This window comes from Microbacterium hydrothermale (assembly GCF_004854025.1).
Lineage (GTDB): Bacteria > Actinomycetota > Actinomycetes > Actinomycetales > Microbacteriaceae > Microbacterium > Microbacterium hydrothermale.
The window spans coordinates 303,549-321,153 of the sequence record NZ_STGM01000003.1 but is presented as its reverse complement, the minus strand read 5'-3'; the positions used below and the strand labels follow the sequence as shown (position 1 = coordinate 321,153).

Annotated in this window: 10 protein-coding genes; all 10 read left to right on the top strand. The window is 72.5% G+C overall.

Annotated features, from left to right (window positions below):
• Window positions 1–101: 101 nt before the first annotated feature.
• The 10 genes from FB047_RS08325 (at window position 102) to FB047_RS08285 (ending at window position 17,581) form a co-directional block, all read left to right on the top strand.
• Window positions 102–2,639 carry a glycoside hydrolase family 65 protein gene (locus tag FB047_RS08325; protein ID WP_136586710.1) on the top strand — a complete coding sequence of 846 codons (2,538 nt, stop codon included), beginning with the start codon at window positions 102–104 and terminating at the stop codon, window positions 2,637–2,639.
• 275 nt (window positions 2,640–2,914) lie between these two features.
• Entirely contained in the window at window positions 2,915–5,908 is a 2,994-nt protein-coding gene (locus tag FB047_RS17440; protein ID WP_136586709.1) for a DNA polymerase III subunit gamma and tau, read from the top strand.
• On the top strand, window positions 5,908–6,501 hold the full coding sequence (gene recR / locus FB047_RS08315) for a recombination mediator RecR (RefSeq protein WP_136586708.1): 594 nt from the start codon (window positions 5,908–5,910) through the stop codon (window positions 6,499–6,501). Before FB047_RS17440 ends, recR begins: the two co-directional genes overlap by 1 nt.
• Before the next feature lie 416 nt (window positions 6,502–6,917).
• Window positions 6,918–7,454 (top strand): hypothetical protein, encoded by a 537-nt coding sequence (locus tag FB047_RS16890; protein ID WP_167494185.1) that lies wholly within the window; start codon window positions 6,918–6,920, stop codon window positions 7,452–7,454.
• Window positions 7,451–9,160 (top strand): protein kinase domain-containing protein, encoded by a 1,710-nt coding sequence (locus FB047_RS08310; RefSeq protein ID WP_167494184.1) that lies wholly within the window; start codon window positions 7,451–7,453, stop codon window positions 9,158–9,160. The genes FB047_RS16890 and FB047_RS08310 overlap by 4 nt, the downstream gene beginning before the upstream one ends.
• A gap of 477 nt (window positions 9,161–9,637) precedes the next feature.
• Window positions 9,638–10,654, top strand: coding sequence for a phosphate ABC transporter permease subunit PstC (gene pstC, locus FB047_RS08305; RefSeq protein ID WP_136586706.1), 1,017 nt, complete (start codon window positions 9,638–9,640; stop codon window positions 10,652–10,654).
• Window positions 10,654–11,979, top strand: coding sequence for a phosphate ABC transporter permease PstA (gene pstA / locus FB047_RS08300; protein WP_240752680.1), 1,326 nt, complete (start codon window positions 10,654–10,656; stop codon window positions 11,977–11,979). Before pstC ends, pstA begins: the two co-directional genes overlap by 1 nt.
• On the top strand, window positions 11,976–13,568 hold the full coding sequence (gene pstS, locus FB047_RS08295; protein ID WP_136586705.1) for a phosphate ABC transporter substrate-binding protein PstS: 1,593 nt from the start codon (window positions 11,976–11,978) through the stop codon (window positions 13,566–13,568). The genes pstA and pstS overlap by 4 nt, the downstream gene beginning before the upstream one ends.
• A 145-nt stretch (window positions 13,569–13,713) precedes the next feature.
• Window positions 13,714–16,392, top strand: coding sequence for a type 2 periplasmic-binding domain-containing protein (locus tag FB047_RS08290; protein ID WP_136586704.1), 2,679 nt, complete (start codon window positions 13,714–13,716; stop codon window positions 16,390–16,392).
• 88 nt (window positions 16,393–16,480) lie between these two features.
• Window positions 16,481–17,581 carry a type 2 periplasmic-binding domain-containing protein gene (locus FB047_RS08285; RefSeq protein WP_136586703.1) on the top strand — a complete coding sequence of 367 codons (1,101 nt, stop codon included), beginning with the start codon at window positions 16,481–16,483 and terminating at the stop codon, window positions 17,579–17,581.
• Window positions 17,582–17,605 lie beyond the last annotated feature (24 nt).

Below are 17,605 nucleotides of genomic sequence, written 5' to 3'. Positions count from 1 at the left end.
CCCTCGCCGCCGACCCGGGCGGCGAGACCGTGCACCACCCGTGCGGACGGCTCCACGCCGTCGCGCTCCGACCCGAACCCGCCACCGGAAGGCACGCCCCGATGATCGATCGCGATCGTTTCCCCATCGACGAGTGGCGACTCGTCGAGACGCAGTTCTCGATCGACGACGTGGGGGTCACCGAGACCCTCTTCGCCGTCGGCAACGGCTACCTGGGGCTGCGCGGCAACTCGATCGAAGGCCGCTTCGCCCAGGAGCAGGGCACCTTCATCAACGGATTCCACGAGACGTTCCCGATCCGTCACGCCGAGCAGGCCTACGGCTTCGCCGAGGTCGGCCAGACGATCATCAACGCCCCCGATGCCAAGGTCATGCGCGTCTACGTCGACGACGAACCTCTCTCGCTCGACGTCGCCGACGTGCGCGAGTACGAGCGCGTGCTCGACATGCGCCAGGGGATCCTCCGTCGCGACATTCTGTGGGTGACGCCCTCGGGCAAGCGCGTGCGCATCGAGGACGAGCGCTTCGTGTCGTTCGACGAGAAGCACCTCGCGGTGCTGCGGCTGACCGTCACCGTCCTCGACGCCGACGCGCCCGTCACCGTCAGCAGCCAGCTGCTCAACCGTCAGGACGGCGAGGGCATCTACGGCGGTTCGCCGATGGCATCCACCGGGGCCGGATTCGACCCGCGCAAGACCGAGAAGCTCAGCGATCGCGTGCTGCAGCCGCGCGAGTACTGGCAGGACGGCGAGCGTTCGGCGCTGAGCTACGAGGTGAGCGAGTCGGGAATGACGCTCGCCGTCATCTCGGACCACCTCGTCGATACGAGGAACGAGTACACGTCGCGGCGCCTCATCGAGCCCGACATCGCCAAGAACGTCTACCGGGTGCACGCGAAGGCGGGCGTCCCCACCACGATCACCAAGCTCGTGAGCTACCACACCTCGCGGGGCGTGCCCACGGGCGAGCTGCTCGACCGCTGCCGCCGCACCCTCGACCGCGCCGTCGAGACCGGCGTCGACCGCCTGGTCGAGAAGCAGATCGCCTGGTACGCCGACTTCTGGGACCGCTCCGACGTGCGCATCGGCGGTCACGGCGACCTGCAGCAGGCGACGCGCTGGTGCCTGTTCCAGCTCGCGCAGGCCGCCGCGCGCGCCGACGGACAGGGCGTGCCGGCCAAGGGCGTCACCGGATCGGGATACAGCGGCCACTACTTCTGGGACACCGAGGTGTACGTGCTGCCGTTCCTGGCGTACACGTCGCCGCTGTGGGCGCGCAACGCCCTGCGCATGCGGTACCTCATGCTGCCCGCCGCGCGAAAGCGCGCGCACCAGCTCAACGAGGCGGGCGCGCTGTTCCCGTGGCGCACCATCAACGGCGAGGAGGCCTCGGCCTACTACGCGGCCGGCACCGCCCAGTACCACATCAACGCCGACGTCTCGTTCGCGCTCGCGAAGTACGTGCGCGCCACGGGCGACGAGGAGTTCCTCGCCCGTGAGGGCGTGGACATCGCGGTCGACACCGCGCGGCTGTGGTCGACGCTCGGCTTCTGGCGCTCCAGCGACGCCGCGGCCGACGGCGAGCACGACTCGTTCCACATCCACGGCGTCACCGGACCCGACGAGTACACCACCGTCGTCAACGACAACCTCTTCACCAACGTCATGGCGCGCTTCAACCTGCGCTTCGCCGCGCGCACCGTGCGCGACCTGGCCGAGAACGACCCCGATGCGTACGCGCAGATGGCCGACCGCATGAACCTCGACCCCTCGGAGCCCGAGCGGTGGGAGAAGGCGGCCGAGGCCATGCACATCCCGTTCAGCGAGGCCCTCGGCATCCATCCCCAGGACGCCGTGTTCCTCGAGCGCGAGATCTGGGACCTCGAGAACACCCCGCCCGATCAGCGACCGCTGCTGCTGCACTTCCACCCGCTGGTGATCTATCGGTACCAGGTGCTCAAGCAGGCCGACGTGGTGCTCGCGCTGTTCCTGCAGGGAAACCACTTCACGGATGCCGAGAAGCTCGCCGACTTCGAGTACTACGACCCGCTGACCACGGGCGACTCCACGCTGTCGGCCGTGGTGCAGTCGATCCTCGCGGCCGAGGTGGGCTATCAGGACCTGGCGCTGGAGTACTTCCGTCAGGCCGCGTTCGTCGACCTCGGCGACCTGCACCACAACGCCTCCGACGGCGTGCACGTCGCGTCGGCCGGCGGGGTGTGGACCGCGCTGGTGAGCGGCTTCGGCGGCATGCGCGACCACTTCGGTCGCCTGACCTTCGACCCGCGCCTGCCCGCCGACTGGCCCGAGCTGTCGTACGTGCTGCACTGGCACGGGACGCGCCTGGACGTCACCCTCACCGCGACCGCGCTCACCCTGCGGGCCGGGAACGACGGCGGTCCCGTCGCCTTCGCGGTGCGCGACGTCGAGTACACGGTCGCCCCGGGCGAGACCGTGCGCGTCGCCCTGCACGGTCAGGGCCCGGTGCGTCCGGGTCGCCCGTCGATCCGCCAGCTCGAGGGCTCGGTACGCGAGGACGGCACCCTGCTCTCGGCGTCGGTGCCCATCGTCACCGCGGCGATCCCGATCGTGAGCGACGACGATTCCCCCATCGCGGTGGGTCTCGACGGCGGATTCTGAGCCTCCCCGACGCGGCGGCATCCCTTCGGGATGTCGCCGCGTTCGTCGGTGGGGGGCCTCAGGGCGTCGATCATGCCGCCGTGCGTCCGCGCGGGTCGTCGAGAACAGGGGATCCGGCGAGAACAGGACGGATGCCGGGGCTCCCGGCCTGTTCTCGCGCGATCTCCTGCTCCCCCGCGCGCGGGTGGGGTCCGGCATCCGGGAAATCCGGCGGTGCGCACCCGGTCGGAGCCGGTCACGGAGGCGATGTCGGAGGGACGCCGTAGGCTGGTGGAGTGACGACAGCCCTGTACCGCCGCTACCGCCCCGAGGCGTTCGGCGAGATGATCGGGCAGTCGCAGGTGACCGAACCGCTCATGACCGCCCTGCGCAGCGACCGCGTGGGTCACGCGTATCTGTTCTCCGGTCCGCGCGGCTGCGGAAAGACGACCTCGGCCCGCATCCTGGCGCGCTGCCTCAACTGCGCCGCGGGTCCCACCGACACCCCGTGCGGTGTGTGCGACAGCTGCGTCGAGCTCGGGCGCGGCGGCGGGGGATCCCTCGACGTCGTCGAGATCGACGCGGCGAGCCACAACGGCGTCGACGACGCGCGCGACCTCCGGGAGCGGGCGATCTTCGCCCCCGCGCGCGACCGTTTCAAGATCTTCATCCTCGACGAGGCCCACATGGTCACGCAGCAGGGTTTCAACGCGCTGCTCAAACTCGTCGAAGAACCCCCCGCCCACGTGAAGTTCATCTTCGCGACCACCGAGCCCGAGAAGGTGCTCGGCACCATCCGTTCGCGCACGCACCACTACCCGTTCCGCCTCGTCCCGCCCGCGGCCATGCTCGACTACGTCCAGGAGCTCTGCGAGAGCGAGTCGGTCGGGGTCGAGGCCGGGGTCCTTCCGCTCGTCGTCCGAGCCGGGGGCGGTTCGCCGCGAGACACGCTCTCTCTGCTCGACCAGCTGATCGCCGGTTCCGACGCGGATGCCGCGGGGCACGTCCTCGTGCGATACGAGCGGGCCGTGGCGCTGCTGGGCTACACCCACTCCGAGCTGCTCGACGAGGTCGTCGACGCGTTCGCCGCGGGCGACGGGGGAGGGGCGTTCGCCGCGGTCGACCGGGTCGTGCAGACCGGTCAGGATCCGCGCCGCTTCGTCGACGACCTGCTCGAGCGCCTGCGCGACCTCATCGTCGTCGCGGCGACGGGCGCGGGAGCCTCCGCCGTGCTGCGCGGCGTGCCCGACGACGAGCTGGAGCGCATGGCCCGGCAGGCCACCGCCTTCGGTGTGCACCGTCTCTCGCGCACGGCCGACCTCGTGGTCGCCGCCCTCGACGAGATGACGGGCGCCACCTCGCCCCGTCTGCAGCTCGAACTGCTCGTGGCGCGCGTACTCACGCACGCCGGCGTCGCGCAGGGGACCGCTCCGGCGACCGCCCACGACCTCGACGTCGCGCACACCGCCTCCGCGGCCCCGATCGCCCCCGCCACGGGGCGTCCGGCTTCCCCCGCGGCCGACATCGCCGCTCCGGGCGCCACCGCGCGTGACGGGGGAGCGGCGTCGTCCCCGCGCATCGCCGCACCGGCCGCCGCCGCGGCGCCGGTCGCGTCGCCGGGTGTGCCGCGCATCGCGTCTCCCGGTGTCGCAGCGCCCACGGTGGCCTCGCCGGGGGCGGCTCCGGCCGTTGCATCTCCGGGTGTGGCGGCTCCTACGGTGGCTTCTCCCGGTGCGGCTCCGGGCGTTGCGTCGCCGGGTGCGGCTCCGGGCATTGCGTCGCCGGGTGCGGCTCCGGCCGTTGCTACTCCGGGTGTGGCGGCGCCCACGGTGGCCTCGCCGGGTGCGGCTCCGGGCGTTGCTTCTCCGGGTGTGGCTTCTCCGGGTGCGGCGGCGCCGGTCGCGTCTCCCGGTGCGCCGGCCGCACCGGCGTCGTCGCGTGGTGCCGAGCCGAGCGGCAGCGCGCCGATCGCGCAGCCGGATTCCGCCGCCCCCGTGCGTCCGCAGTCCGGCCCGGACGCCCCCGTGGCGCCCGCGCCGGGGCGGTCCGCATCCGGTGCCTCCGCCGCGACCGCCCGTTTGCACCCCACCGCCGCCGCTGCCGATGACGCCGACGCGCCGCCGCCGTTCACCGACGACGACGCGCCGCCCCCCTTCGACGACGACGGCGACGCGCACCCCTTCGACACCGCGCCCACGCCCGGGGGCGAGCGAGCCTCGATGCCCGCCGGGGCGACAGCCCCGTCGTCGCGTCCCGCGGCTGATGGCGCGGCCCCGTCCGCCGACTCCGGCCCGGCGGGCCGTGCGGCTCTCGCGACCCCGCGCCCGTCCGAGGCGAACGCACCGGCTCAGGCGACGGATGCGCCCGCCGCGAGCGAGCGGTCCGCCGCGGCGGAATCGACGGCGTCGACCGCGGCATCCGCCTCTCCCGCTCACGGCACGACGCGCCCCGCCTCGACGGACGCGACCTCCTCCGCCGACGACCCCTCGCCGCTCGAGCCGATCGCGCCGACCCCGCCGGCGACGCCCGTGGGCCCCATCGAGCTCGGGCACGTGCGCGACGCCTGGCCCGAGGTGCTCGGGCAGCTCGAGGTGGCCAGCAGGTCGTCGTGGCTGGTGGTGTCCACGGCCACGGTCGCCGCGTTCGAGGCCGAGGTGCTCACCCTCGCCTTCCGCACGTCGGCCGACCTCGCGGCCTTCAAGACGCGCACCCCCGAGGGCGGCCCGAGCGAAGACCTCCGGCAGGCCATCCAGGCGGTGCTCGGCGTGCGCGTGAAGTACCTCGCTCGTCTCGAGGGCGACGGCGGTCCCGGCGGATCACCGCGCCGCCCGGGCGATGGATCGCCGGCCGGTCCCGGAGCAGCCCGCAGCGCGGGGCCGACGGCATCTGCTCCGCGCACCGCGTCCAGCTCGGCGCCCTACGCCTCGTCGGTGACCGAGTGGGCCGTGGCGCCCATTCCGACCTCCGACGGGGGAGCGCCGACCGCCCTGGCCGTCGACGACGAGCCCGACGACGCGGTGGTCGAGCCGACGCGGATCGCTCCGCACGCCGGCGCCGTGCTGCCTCCGCGCGAGGTCGCCCCGTCGGTCCCGGCGCCCGACGAGGTCGACGACGACGACGTGATCCCGCCCGCGGACGAGACCGAAGCGCCGCTGCCGCCCGTCGTCGTGCCCCGCATGGCCCCGCTCCGCGGCGGCGTGCAGCGCTACGGCGAAGCCGTGGTGCGCCAGATGCTCGGCGCCACCTACGTGCGCGATGAGCCCTACGAGCCCCCGACGAGGTTCAGCTGATGTACGACGGCATCGTCCAAGACCTGATCGACGAGTTCGGTCGCCTCCCCGGCATCGGCCCGAAGTCGGCTCAACGCATCGCGTTCCACATCCTGCAGTCGCCGTCGTTCGACGTCTCGCGTCTGTCGACGCTGCTCGGCGAGATCCGCGACAAGGTGAAGTTCTGCGAGATCTGCGGCAACGTCACCGAACAGGAGCGCTGCTCGATCTGCCGCGACCCGCGCCGCAACGCGACCCTGATCTGCGTCGTCGAAGACGCGAAAGACGTCGCCGCGATCGAGCGCACGCGCGAGTTCCGCGGGCTCTACCACGTGCTCGGCGGTGCGATCAGCCCCATCGCGGGCATCGGACCCGACGACCTCCGGGTCGCGCAGCTCATGCAGCGCCTCGCCGACGGGACCGTGCAAGAGGTCATCCTCGCCACCAACCCCAACCTCGAGGGTGAGGCGACCGCCACCTACCTGAGCCGGTTGCTGCACACCCTGGAGATCCGGGTGACGCGACTGGCATCCGGTCTGCCGGTCGGCGGCGACCTCGAGTACGCCGACGAAGTGACCCTCGGTCGCGCTTTCGAGGGGCGTCGCGCGCTCTGAGCTCCGGCGGGGCGACGCGTGCTCGCCCCGCGCCCGGCCCTCACCCGCGTCGGCGCCCTCCCCGCGGGTCGGCGGGCCGCGGCGCTCAGCCGCTTCGGAGCCGTCTCCGTGCATCGGCCGGCCGCAGCGCCCGGCCTTCACCCGCGTCGGAGCCGTCGGCGGGCGGCCGAGCTCGACCCTCATTCGCGTCGGTGCCTGCGCGGCGGGTCGGCGAGCGGCATCCGTTCGTCGAGCGGAGTGGCCTCGCGCGGATCCCCGCCCGAGACCGGGTGAGAAATCCGTTGCGGGGTGGTGAACCTTTCGTTCACCCGTTGCTCTCGGGGCGGACAGAAGGAAGGAGCACGTTCATCTCTGCGGAACAGTGCCGGACGACCCGTAAGTCCCGCACACGGGTCCGTCAGACAGGGGCCATCTCCGTGGGCGAAAAGCTCTCCGTCGCGCCTGCCCGCCGGGGCCGCGTGATCTTCGACACCTTCCGATCGGCGTACGATCCGCGGCTCGCCGCGTGGTTGCTGTTCCGCTCCTACGTCCTCCCCGAGCTCGCGGGCGTTCCGCTCGCGGCCCAGGACGCGGCGCCCGGGACCGGGCTGGTCTCGCTCGGCGTGTTCGGCGTCTGGCGCCTGCTGGCGACCAACAACCGCGAGCTCGCCCGATGCGCGGCGGTGTTCTCCTCGCCGGCCGCCGCCCTCGAGGCGGCGCTCGCCGACCAGCGTCGCACCGCGGAACTGCAGCTGAGCGCCGTGCGCGGTCCCTCCGCCACCAAGCACGCCTGGGTCCTGCGCGGCGGAGGCCGCCCCGTGGTGACCAGCGCCCGCTGGTACGAATCGGCGGGGGAGGCGGTTGCCGCCGGGCGGATGGCGTCGGCCGTCCTGGCATCCGCAGAGGTGAACGAGACCGTCAGCATCGGCACCGCTTCGGGTCGTCGCTCGCGCGTGCTCGAGCGTTCGACGTGACGGGCGTCGAGGACCCGGCATTCGGCGGCGGCCTGATCGCCGGGCGATTCCGCCTCGGGGAGCTGCTCGGATCGGGAGGCACGGCGTCGGTCTTCGCCGCCGTCGACACCGTCACCGGGCGACGGCTGGCCGTCAAGCTGCTGCACCCTCACCTGTCCGAGAGCGCACCCGTGCGCGACGCGTTCCTCGCGGAGGCGAGGCGGACGGCCCAGGTCGCGCACCCCGCCGTCGTGGTGATCGTCGACATCGGCGTGTCCGACGACAGCGGCACCCCGATCGCGTGGATCGCGCAGGAGAGGGTGGCGGGCCGCCCCCTCTCGGAGCACGTCCGCGCGGAGGGTCCCCTGAGTCCGCGGGAGGCGGTCGCCGTCGCGGCCGACGTGCTCGCGGGCCTCGAGGCGGCGCACGCCGCGGGGGTGATCCACCGCGACGTCTCGCCCTCGAACGTGCTGGTCCGGCGCGAGACCGACGGCGGCATCCGCGCGACCCTGCTCGATTTCGGCCTTGCCGACGCGGCGGGGCGCACCGCCCACGGCGACGACGTCCTGCGCAGTGCCGTGACCGACGCCACGGCCGGTGTCGTCGGAAATGTGCAGTACGCCTCCCCGGAGCAGTTGTCCGGTCGACCCGTGGGTCCACGGGGCGATCTCTACCAGGTCGGCGGTCTGCTGATGTTCGCCCTCACCGGGCGCGCGCCGTTCGACGGCGACGACCGCCTCGCGCTCGCGCGGGCGCACCTGAGCGCACCGCCGCCGGTCCCGTCGGTGCGTCGGCACGGGATCGCGCCCGCTCTCGACCGTGTCGTGGTGCGCGCCCTGCTGAAAGACCCCGAGGACCGCTTCGCCGACGCCGGCGCGATGCGCGCGGCGCTGCTCGCGGCGCAGGCGACGGTCGACGCGCCGGCGAGCGGCCCGCGGACCCCGCAGCCCGGGCGACAGCGGGCGGAACCGTCCGTTGCTCGACGCCCCGCGGCCGCGGGGGCTCTCCCGGTGGTTCCGTCGTCGACGCCCGCTCCGTCTCCGTCGTCGCCGGGGCGGCGCTCGGCCGGGTGGGGTACCGTCATCGCGGTCGTCGCGGTCCTCGTCGCGGCCGCGACCGCCGTGCCCCTCCTGGCCGGCGCCGGGCGCGAGATCCCCGTCGCCGAAGCCGCGACCCGGGCGCCGAGCCCCCCGCCGACGACGCCGCCCACCCCCGATCCCACCCCGATCGTGGCGAGCCCCTCCACCCCGCCGCCGGTCACCGTCCCCGCCCTGACGAGCTACGCCGACGCGCCCACCGTGCTCGCCTCCGCGGGGTTGCGGGTGGGGGAGGTCACCGTGCGCGACGAGGCGGCGGTCGCCGGAACGGTGCTCGAGTCGATCCCCGGCGCGGGCTCTTCGGTGCCCCGCGACAGCGCGGTCGCCCTCGTGGTGGCATCCGGATCGAACACGGTCCCCGAGGTGTCGGGGATGGATGCCGCGACCGCGACCTCGCATCTGCGTGCGGCCGGGTTCGCCACGACCGTCGTCGCCGTCGTCTCGGAGCGCGCGGAAGGACTGGTCGTCGCGCTCGAGCCGGCGGCCGGGAGCTCCGTCGTCCTCGGGTCCGCGGTGCGCGTGCTCGTCGCGCGCGCCCCCGCGCCGAGCCCGACGCCGACCTCGCCCGCGGTCACGCCCTCCCCGTCGCCGACCGTCGCGCCGATGCCCACCCCCACGATCCTGCGCTGACCGCATCCGGGCGGTGCGGTGCGGTGTCGTCCGCCGTCCACCCGTCGGGAGCGACCGGAACCGGATGCCGAGGCGCGCGCCGCGGCATCCGGGCGGGTCCCCGGGCCCCGCGTCGCGGCATCCGAGAGCGCTCCCAGGCCCCGCGCCGCGGCATCCGGAAGCCCTCCCCGGGGGCGCGCGTCCGACCGACCCCCGCATCCGGGCCGCCCGCGTCCGGGCGAGCCCTCGGACACCCGCCCCCGCGGCGTCGATGTCCGTCGTTCACCTTCCGGCGCTGCGCGTTCACCCGGCGGCCAGGGCGTGTGGCGGATCGATCCCGGCCGCGTTCACAGCCCACTCTTACCGTCGCTCATACCGGCTGACCCGAGCCGGTTCCCGGCACACGAGCGACGCGCGTCGCCGGCCTGCGCACGCGCCCCGTTCCGCCCGCCCCGGACCGGGGGAGCCCGCGGCCGGCCGCGCTCGATGGAGAACGCGATGACCGACACCACCACGGAGGTCCTGCCTCGGCAGGCGGCCGATCCGCTCGAACCGCGGTCGCTCAAGAGCGCCCCGGTCGTGTCCGATCGGATCTTCCGCGGCGGCGCGTATGCGGCGGGCGTCATCACGGTCGCCGTGATGCTGGCCGTGGGCGTCTTCCTCACCGCTCGCGCGGGCGACGCGCTCGTGGTGGCGGGACCCTCGTTCCTCACCACCCAGGAGTGGTCGCCCGAGACCGGCTCGTTCGGGGTCGCGGCGGTGCTGTTCGGCACGGTCACGATCGCCCTCGTGGCGATGTCGGTCTCGGTTCCGCTCGCCCTCGGGACGGCGCTGCTCATCAGCGAGATCGTGCCGCCGCGCCTGCGAACTCTCCTGATCACCATGGTCGATCTGATGGCGGCCGTTCCGAGCGTGGTGTTCGGACTGTGGGGGGTGTTCTTCCTCCAGGCCAACGTCATCCCCGTGGCCGAGTGGATCTCGGTCTACTTCGGCTGGATCCCGATCTTCCAGGTGACGGATGCCACGGGTGCCCGTCTCACCGAGGCGGGGGCGTTCACCTCGTCGGCCTTCATCGCCGGCATCGTCGTCGCGCTCATGGTGGTGCCCACCCAGACCTCGGTCATGCGCGAGGCGTTCTCCCAAGCACCCCTCGGCGAGCGCGAGGGCGCCCTGGCGCTCGGATCGACGCGGTGGGGGATGATCCGCGCCGTCGTGCTGCCCTTCGGGCGCGGCGGCATCATCGGCGGCACGATGCTCGGCCTCGGGCGCGCGCTCGGCGAGACGATCGCCGTGGTCATGATCATCTCGCCGATCTTCACCATCAACACGCAGCTGCTCAAGACCGGCACCAACTCCGTCTCGGCGCTCATCGCGCTGCGCTACGGCGAGGCGAGCCAGTTCGGGCTCTCGGCGCTCATGGCAGCCGGACTCGTGCTGTTCATCATCACGCTGATCGTCAACTTCACGGCGTCCATGATCGTGGCCCGGAGCCGGTCCGGAGCGGAGAGCAACTGATGGCCATCCTCACTCCCGAAGCCCCCCTCGCGGGCGAGGGCGCCCCGGGCGAGCCGATCCGCACCACCATCCCGCTCCGCGACGGGCACGTCGGCGAGCGCCGCGACCTGCGCACGGTCCCCTTCGGCGACCGCTTCGACCTGCTCGGCAGCGCCGCCGCGGCGCTCGCGGTCTCGACGCTGCTGTTCGGATGGCTCACCCCGATGACGGGGGTCATCGGGTGGGTCGTGCTGTCGTTCGTCGGCTTCCTCGGAATCTACGCGGTGATGTCGTCGCTGCGCGCCGACCGCCTCGCCGTGCGCGAGCGGATCGTGACCGCCCTGTTCTACTCGGCGGGGGTGATCCTGCTGGGCGCTCTGCTGTTCGTGCTGTTCTTCACGCTCATCCGGGGGTCGGCCGCCCTGATGAACGGCAACTTCTTCGTCGAGACGATGACCACGGCCGGCCCCCTCGATCCGCTGACCACCGGCGGCATCGCCCACGCGATCGTCGGCACCCTCATCCAGATCGGCATCGCCCTGTCGATCACCATCCCCCTCGGTGTGATGACGGCGGTGTTCCTCAACGAGATCGGGGGGCCCTTCGCGCGGTTCGTGCGAACGGTGTCGGATGCCATGACCGCGTTGCCCTCGATCGTGGCGGGGCTCTTCGTCTACGCCGCCGTCGTGACCCTCATCACGCACGACCGCTCGGGGTTCGCGGCATCCCTCGCCATCAGCGTGATGATGCTGCCGATCATCATCCGCGCGTCGGACGTGGTGCTGCGCCTGGTGCCGAACAATCTGCGCGAGGCGTCGTACGCCCTGGGGTCGAGCCGGTGGCGCACGGTGTGGAACGTCGTCCTGCCCACCTCGCGCTCGGGTCTCGTGACGGCGGTGATCCTCGGCACCGCCCGCGGGATCGGCGAGACCTCGCCCGTGCTGCTGACCTCCGGCGTCACGGCGCAGATGAACCTCAATCCCTTCTCGGGCCCCATGATCTCGCTCCCGCTGCAGGTGTTCGACTTCGTCAAATCGCCCGAGCCCAACATGATCGCGCGCGGCTTCGGGGCGGCGGCGACCCTCGTCCTGCTCGTGCTGACGCTGTTCATCGTCGCGCGCCTGATCGGCGGCCGCGGACCGGGCCAGCTCTCCGACCGCCAGCGCCGCGCGGCCGCCGCGGCCTCGGCGCGGGACGTCCGGCGGATGAGCACCGACACCGCCACGCACTCGCGCGCCGTCCGCCGCCTCGGAGCGCCGAGCGGTCCGGCATCCTTCCTCCCCTTCCTCCGCACGGGCTCCGCCCGCACCCTCCGCCCCCGACCCTCCGAGGAGAACCCGTCGTGAACCTTCGTCGCCGCTGGGGCCGCATCGCGGCCACGCTCGCGGTCGTGACGCTCGTGGCCCTGGTGCCCGCGCCGGCCCAGGCCGACGGCTACGTCCCCATCTCGGGGTCGGGCTCGACGTGGTCGCAGAACGCCCTCGATCAGTGGCGCAAGAACGTCGCGAACAACTACGGCATGACCGTCAACTACTCCGGCACGGGGTCGTCGGCCGGACGCAACGACTTCATCAACGAGACCGTGGACTTCGCCGTGAGCGAGATCCCGTTCCAGAGCCAGCCCGAAGACAACTCCCCGCCGGAGAACCCCGCGACCCCCTACGCGTACATGCCGATCGTCGCCGGTGGCACCTCGCTGATGTACAACCTCAAGATCGGCGGCAAGCGCGTGACCAACCTGCGCCTGTCGGGCGAGGTCATCGCCAAGATCTTCGCGGGCCAGATCACGAAGTGGAACGACCCCGCGGTCCAGGCCGACAACCCGGCCCTGGCCATGCCCGACGTCTCGATCACCCCCGTCTACCGCTCCGACGGGTCGGGCACCAGCGCGCAGTTCACGCTGTGGATGTCGAAGCAGTTCGGCGGGGTGTGGACCTACGGCATGCGCTCGCAGTTCCCGCAGGTGACGCCGGCGTTCAAGGGCCAGAACGGCTCGCTCGGCGTGGCGGGCTACGTCAGCCAGAACTACGGCGAGGGCGCCATCACCTACGTGGAGTACTCGTACGCGATGAAGTCGGGCTTCCCGGTCGTCAAGGTGCTCAACAACGCCGGGTACTACGTCGAACCGACGTACCAGTCGGTCGCCGTCGCGCTGATGTCGGCGGCCATCAACCCCGACCTCACGCAGAACCTCGATGGCGTCTACAACAGCACCGATCCGCGCGCGTACCCGATGTCGAGCTACTCGTACATGATCGTGCCCACGCAGACGAACAAGGTCTTCACCGCCGAGAAGGGCCGCACGCTCAGCCGATTCGCGACGTACATGCTCTGCGAGGGCCAGCAGCAGGCGTCGGCCCTGGGGTACTCGCCGTTGCCGATGAACCTCGTTCAGGCGGGATCCGACGTGCTGAAGAAGATCCCCGGGACGGAGGGCGGCGTCGACTTCGCCAACTGCAACAACCCCACCTTCAAACCGGGGGACTCGCCGCAGAACAATCAGCTCGCTCTCACCGCCCCGGCGCCGCCGGAGTGCGACAAGAAGGGCGCGACGCAGTGCGTCGAGGGCACCGGCGGAGCACAGGAGGAGACGCCGGCGACCGGAGCGGGAGGCGCGAGCGGGGGAGCGAACAGCGCTGCCGCCGCGGCCGGGGCGACCGGAACAGCCGCGGCGGGGGATCCCGCCGCCGCCGCGGCCGCGGGAACGACGGCCGGGGCGACCGCGTCGGAGCCCGTGTACGACGCGAACGGCAACCTCGTCGCCGCGGCGGCGGGAGGGACCTCCGCGGCCGTCTCGGCCCCGTTCACCCTCGCCGAGAACGGCTGGGGGACAGCGCAGTTCATCATGCTCGCCGCCGGTCTGCTCGTGGTCGCGGCGATCCTCATCCCGCCGTTCCTCGCGCGACGTCCGCGCGACGCGCGCCGATCGAGATAGCCCTCTCACCTGGGATTTGTCACGTTCGCACGTGCAGCCCGCGGTGGCGGTTCCTCGTTACCGCCGCGTTCATCCCGCCGACACCCGTCACCCGTCAACTGGTCTCGACGCTCGCTCGAGACGTCCGCCCGAAAAGGAAACACCCGTGACTGAACAGCGCCAGCGCCACCGCGCCGTGCCCCCCTCCGGGGGCCGACGCGCGCGGCGGGCGTCGTCGCCCCGGCACTCGGACGAGCCCCGCGCCCGGCTGCGCCGTCTTCTCGCGTCGAGCGCGGTCGGGGTGATCGCGGGCGTGACCATCTTCGGTCTCACGGGCGGCAGCGGAGCCCTCTTCGCGAGCGGATCGGCGGCCGTCGCCGACGACTCCTCCGCCGTGACCGTCACCGCCCGGCAGCAGGACGCCGACATCGCCGACGCCCCCTTCCCCGACCTGGCCGTGACCGTGTCGCAGACCCGCGCGCTGGAATCCCAGGGCATCGTCGTGTCGTGGACCGGGGGCAAGCCCTCGACCGTCCCGAGCTCGCAGATCGGCGGAGCCGACTTCCTGCAGGTGTTCCAGTGCTGGGGCGACGATCCCGCCGATCCCGGCACCCCCGACCGCACCACCTGCCAGTACGGTCTCGGCGGCGTCCCCGGATCCCACCGCGACGACCCCCGTGACAGCGACGCCTCCGTCGCCGAGCAGGACAAGGCGTTCACCGTTTACGGCGACGGGTTCGCGACGCCCACGTACACGTCCATCCCGTTCCGCGCGGCCAACGGCCGCACGATCGCCAACGTCGTCGACGGGAAGTACTCGTACACCAAGGACGCCGACGGCAAAGACGTCCTGGCCGACATGAACACCAACGAGTTCTTCTCGAAGTACACCACCAACATGGTCGCCTGGGCCGGCTCGGGCGGCGACGGCTCGGGCTCGGTGAAGTTCGAGGTGCAGACCGCTCTGCAGTCCCAGGGGCTCGGCTGCGGGTCGCCCGTGACCGCCGCGGACGGTTCGGTCTCGGGATCCGGCTGCTGGCTCGTCATCCTCCCGCGTGGCAAGGCCGATGGAGGGGCATCCTTCGTCACGAAGTCGGGGCTGTTCTGGGATGCCTGGAAGCACCGCATCGCGGTGAAACTCGACTTCAAGCCGCTCGGCGTGCGCTGCCCGATCGGCGCGAGCGAGCGTCAGCTCGCGGGAAGCGAGCTGATCAGCCGCGCCATCTCGTCGTGGCAGCCCGCGGTGTGCAATCAGACCGGGGGCTCGGTCTACTCGGCGATCACCGGTGCCGAGTCCGACGCGGCCCGCGCCGCCAACGGCACCGCGCCGGCGCCCCTCGCCCTCACCTCGCGCCCGCTGGACCCGAGCCTGGGCACGGATTCCCTCCGCTACGCCCCGATCGCGGTGACGGGAGCGGCCATCTCGTTCGCGATCGACCGCAACCCCCGGCCCGGTGACGACACGGTCCCCGAAGAGGACCGCTCCCGCGTCGGACTGCCGTTCACCTCGCTCAAGCTCACCCCGCGGTTGGTGGCCAAGCTGCTGACGAACTCCTACCTCGACTCGCTCCCGACCTTCGCCGACCGCGACCACCTCAGCCACACCGACGGCGACACGCGCGTCTTCAACCCGCGCAATCTCGTCAGCGACCCGGATTTCCTCGCCATCAACGACCCGGAGTGGGCGTACCAGTCGCTCGCGGCCGCGTCCCTGGCCGACGCCCTCGTCCCGCAGGGGCGGTCGGATGCCGCTTACGCGATCTGGCAGTACGTGATGAGCGACGAGTCCGCGCGACGGTTCCTCGAGGGCACCCCCGACGACTGGGGGATGACGGTCAACCCCTGGAGTGCGACGACGGATGCCGCGAACGCCTCGTCGCAGGCGATGACCCTGCCCCGCGAGGACTTCCCCAAGGCCGATCCGATCGAGCAGGCGGCCACGGAGGCGGCCGGTCCGGTCAACCTCGTCACGTGGCGCCCGTACGTCAACGACCTCGATGCCGGCGCCTACAACACCCTCCGCGGAGACGGCCTCACCCTCGGCGGGTGGGATCCGATCGCCACGCCGCCCAAGTACGGGAAAGCCGATCGCAGCCTGCCCGGTCGCCAGACGGTCATCGCGGTCACCGACACGGCATCCGCCGCCCGCTATCAGATCGTCACGGCGGAGCTGAAGAATCCCGCGGGCGAGTTCGTCGGGGCGACGACGGATGCCATGGCGGCCGCGGCCGCGGCCATGACGGCCGACGCCGGTCAGTCCCAGGTGGTCTCGTTCGACCCCACCTCGCCGGCCGCGGCGTCAGCGCGGGGAGCGTACCCGCTGACGATGCCCGTGTACGCCGCGGTCAATCCGAAGGCGAGCGACGCCGACCTGCGCCGCAGCTACGCCGCCTTCATCCGGTTCGCCGCGACCGACGGCCAGCAGTCCGGCACCGCGATCGGTCAGCTGCCGCAGGGCTTCCTCCCGCTGCCCGACGCCTGGCGCGACCTCGCGACGGCCGCCGCCGACGACATCGAGGCGGGGCGGATGCCGACGGCCGGGGGCGGTGGCACCACGACGCCCGCGTCGCCGGGGACGCCCGTGGCCGGCGTCCCGTTCCCGAGCGGCGGCGTGGTCGGGAGCGCCCCCGCCGCCGCGGCGGTGCCCGCGGGTGGATCGGCCCCCGCGGCGACCGCCGCCGACCCCTCCGCGACTGGAACCGCCGCCGCGGCGAGAGCGGGAGCGACGACCCCCGACGACCCCGACCTCGGCGCCCTGCCGGCCGCCCTCCCCGTCAGCGTCGCGGGCGGTCTCGCCTCCGCCTTCGCCGTCCCCCTGCTCGGCCGCCTGCGTCGACGTCTCTGACGTCGCGCCGCTGACACCCCACGACCTGCCCTCTCCCAACTGAACACCCGAACCCCCATCACTGCATCACACATCGAAAGGCATTGAGTTGAAGCTCAAGAAGCTGGCCGCCATGGGCGCGGCCTGCGGTATCGCGATCGCCGGATTCGGCGTCGCCTCGGTGGCCTCGGCCGAACCGGTCTCGAACAGCTACGCGCTGGTCGGGTCCGACACGCTGCAGGACTCCGTCAACGCGATCACGAACGGAACCACCCTCACCGGTTCGCTCGTGCGCGTGACCTCGAGCAACAAGACGCTCGGGAACTTCGACGCATTCGGTGCGACCGCGATCCAGACCAAGCAGGGCGGTCCGTTCTTCGGACGCCCCGCCGGGTCGGGTGCGGGTGTCACGGCGCTGCGCGCCTCCATCACCGGAGCGGCCTACAGCGGCAACGCCGGCGTGCCGGCCCGTCCGATCACCGGCCAGGTCGACATCGCCCGCTCCTCGAGCGGACCGGGCAGCAACGCCAACGCCAACGGTCTGCTCGCCTACGTGCCCTTCGCCCGCGACGCCGTGGGCTTCGCGTACAAGGGCGGCGACTCGTCGTGGGCCACGCTGAGCGCCGCTCAGCTGAAGTCCATCTACGAGTGCAACACCACCTCCGTCGGCGGCGTCACGGTCAAGCCGCGCCTGCCCCAGAGCGGTTCGGGCACGCGCAACTTCTTCCTCGGTGCGATCGGCAACCCGACCCTCGGCTCGTGCGTCACCGACGCCAACGGCACCACGCCCGAGAACGACGCCTCGGTGCTCGGCGCCAACGACCTCATCCCCTTCAGCGCGGCCAGCTGGATCGCGCAGGCGAACGGGGCGACCGGGGTCAACACCACCCTCAACTCCGGTGCCAGCTTCGGCTCCCCGGTCGGCGGCGAGCCCGCCTTCACGGGCACCGCTCCCAACCTCGTCCCCAACACGGACTTCTACAAGGACGCGACCTTCGGCCGCGACACCTACCTCGTCGTCGAGTACGCGCGCATCGTCCCCGGTGACGCGAAGTACGACGCCGGCCTGGCGAACCTCGTCAACCCCTCGGTCGCCAACAGCCTCACCAGCTTCGGTGCGCTGCCGGTCTCCGTGGGTGGCGTGAAGAAGAAGTTCGGCTTCCTCGCCCCCTCCACCACCACCATCCAGCGCGCGTTCGCGACGCTGTGACCTTCGAGCTCGGAAAAGGACTCA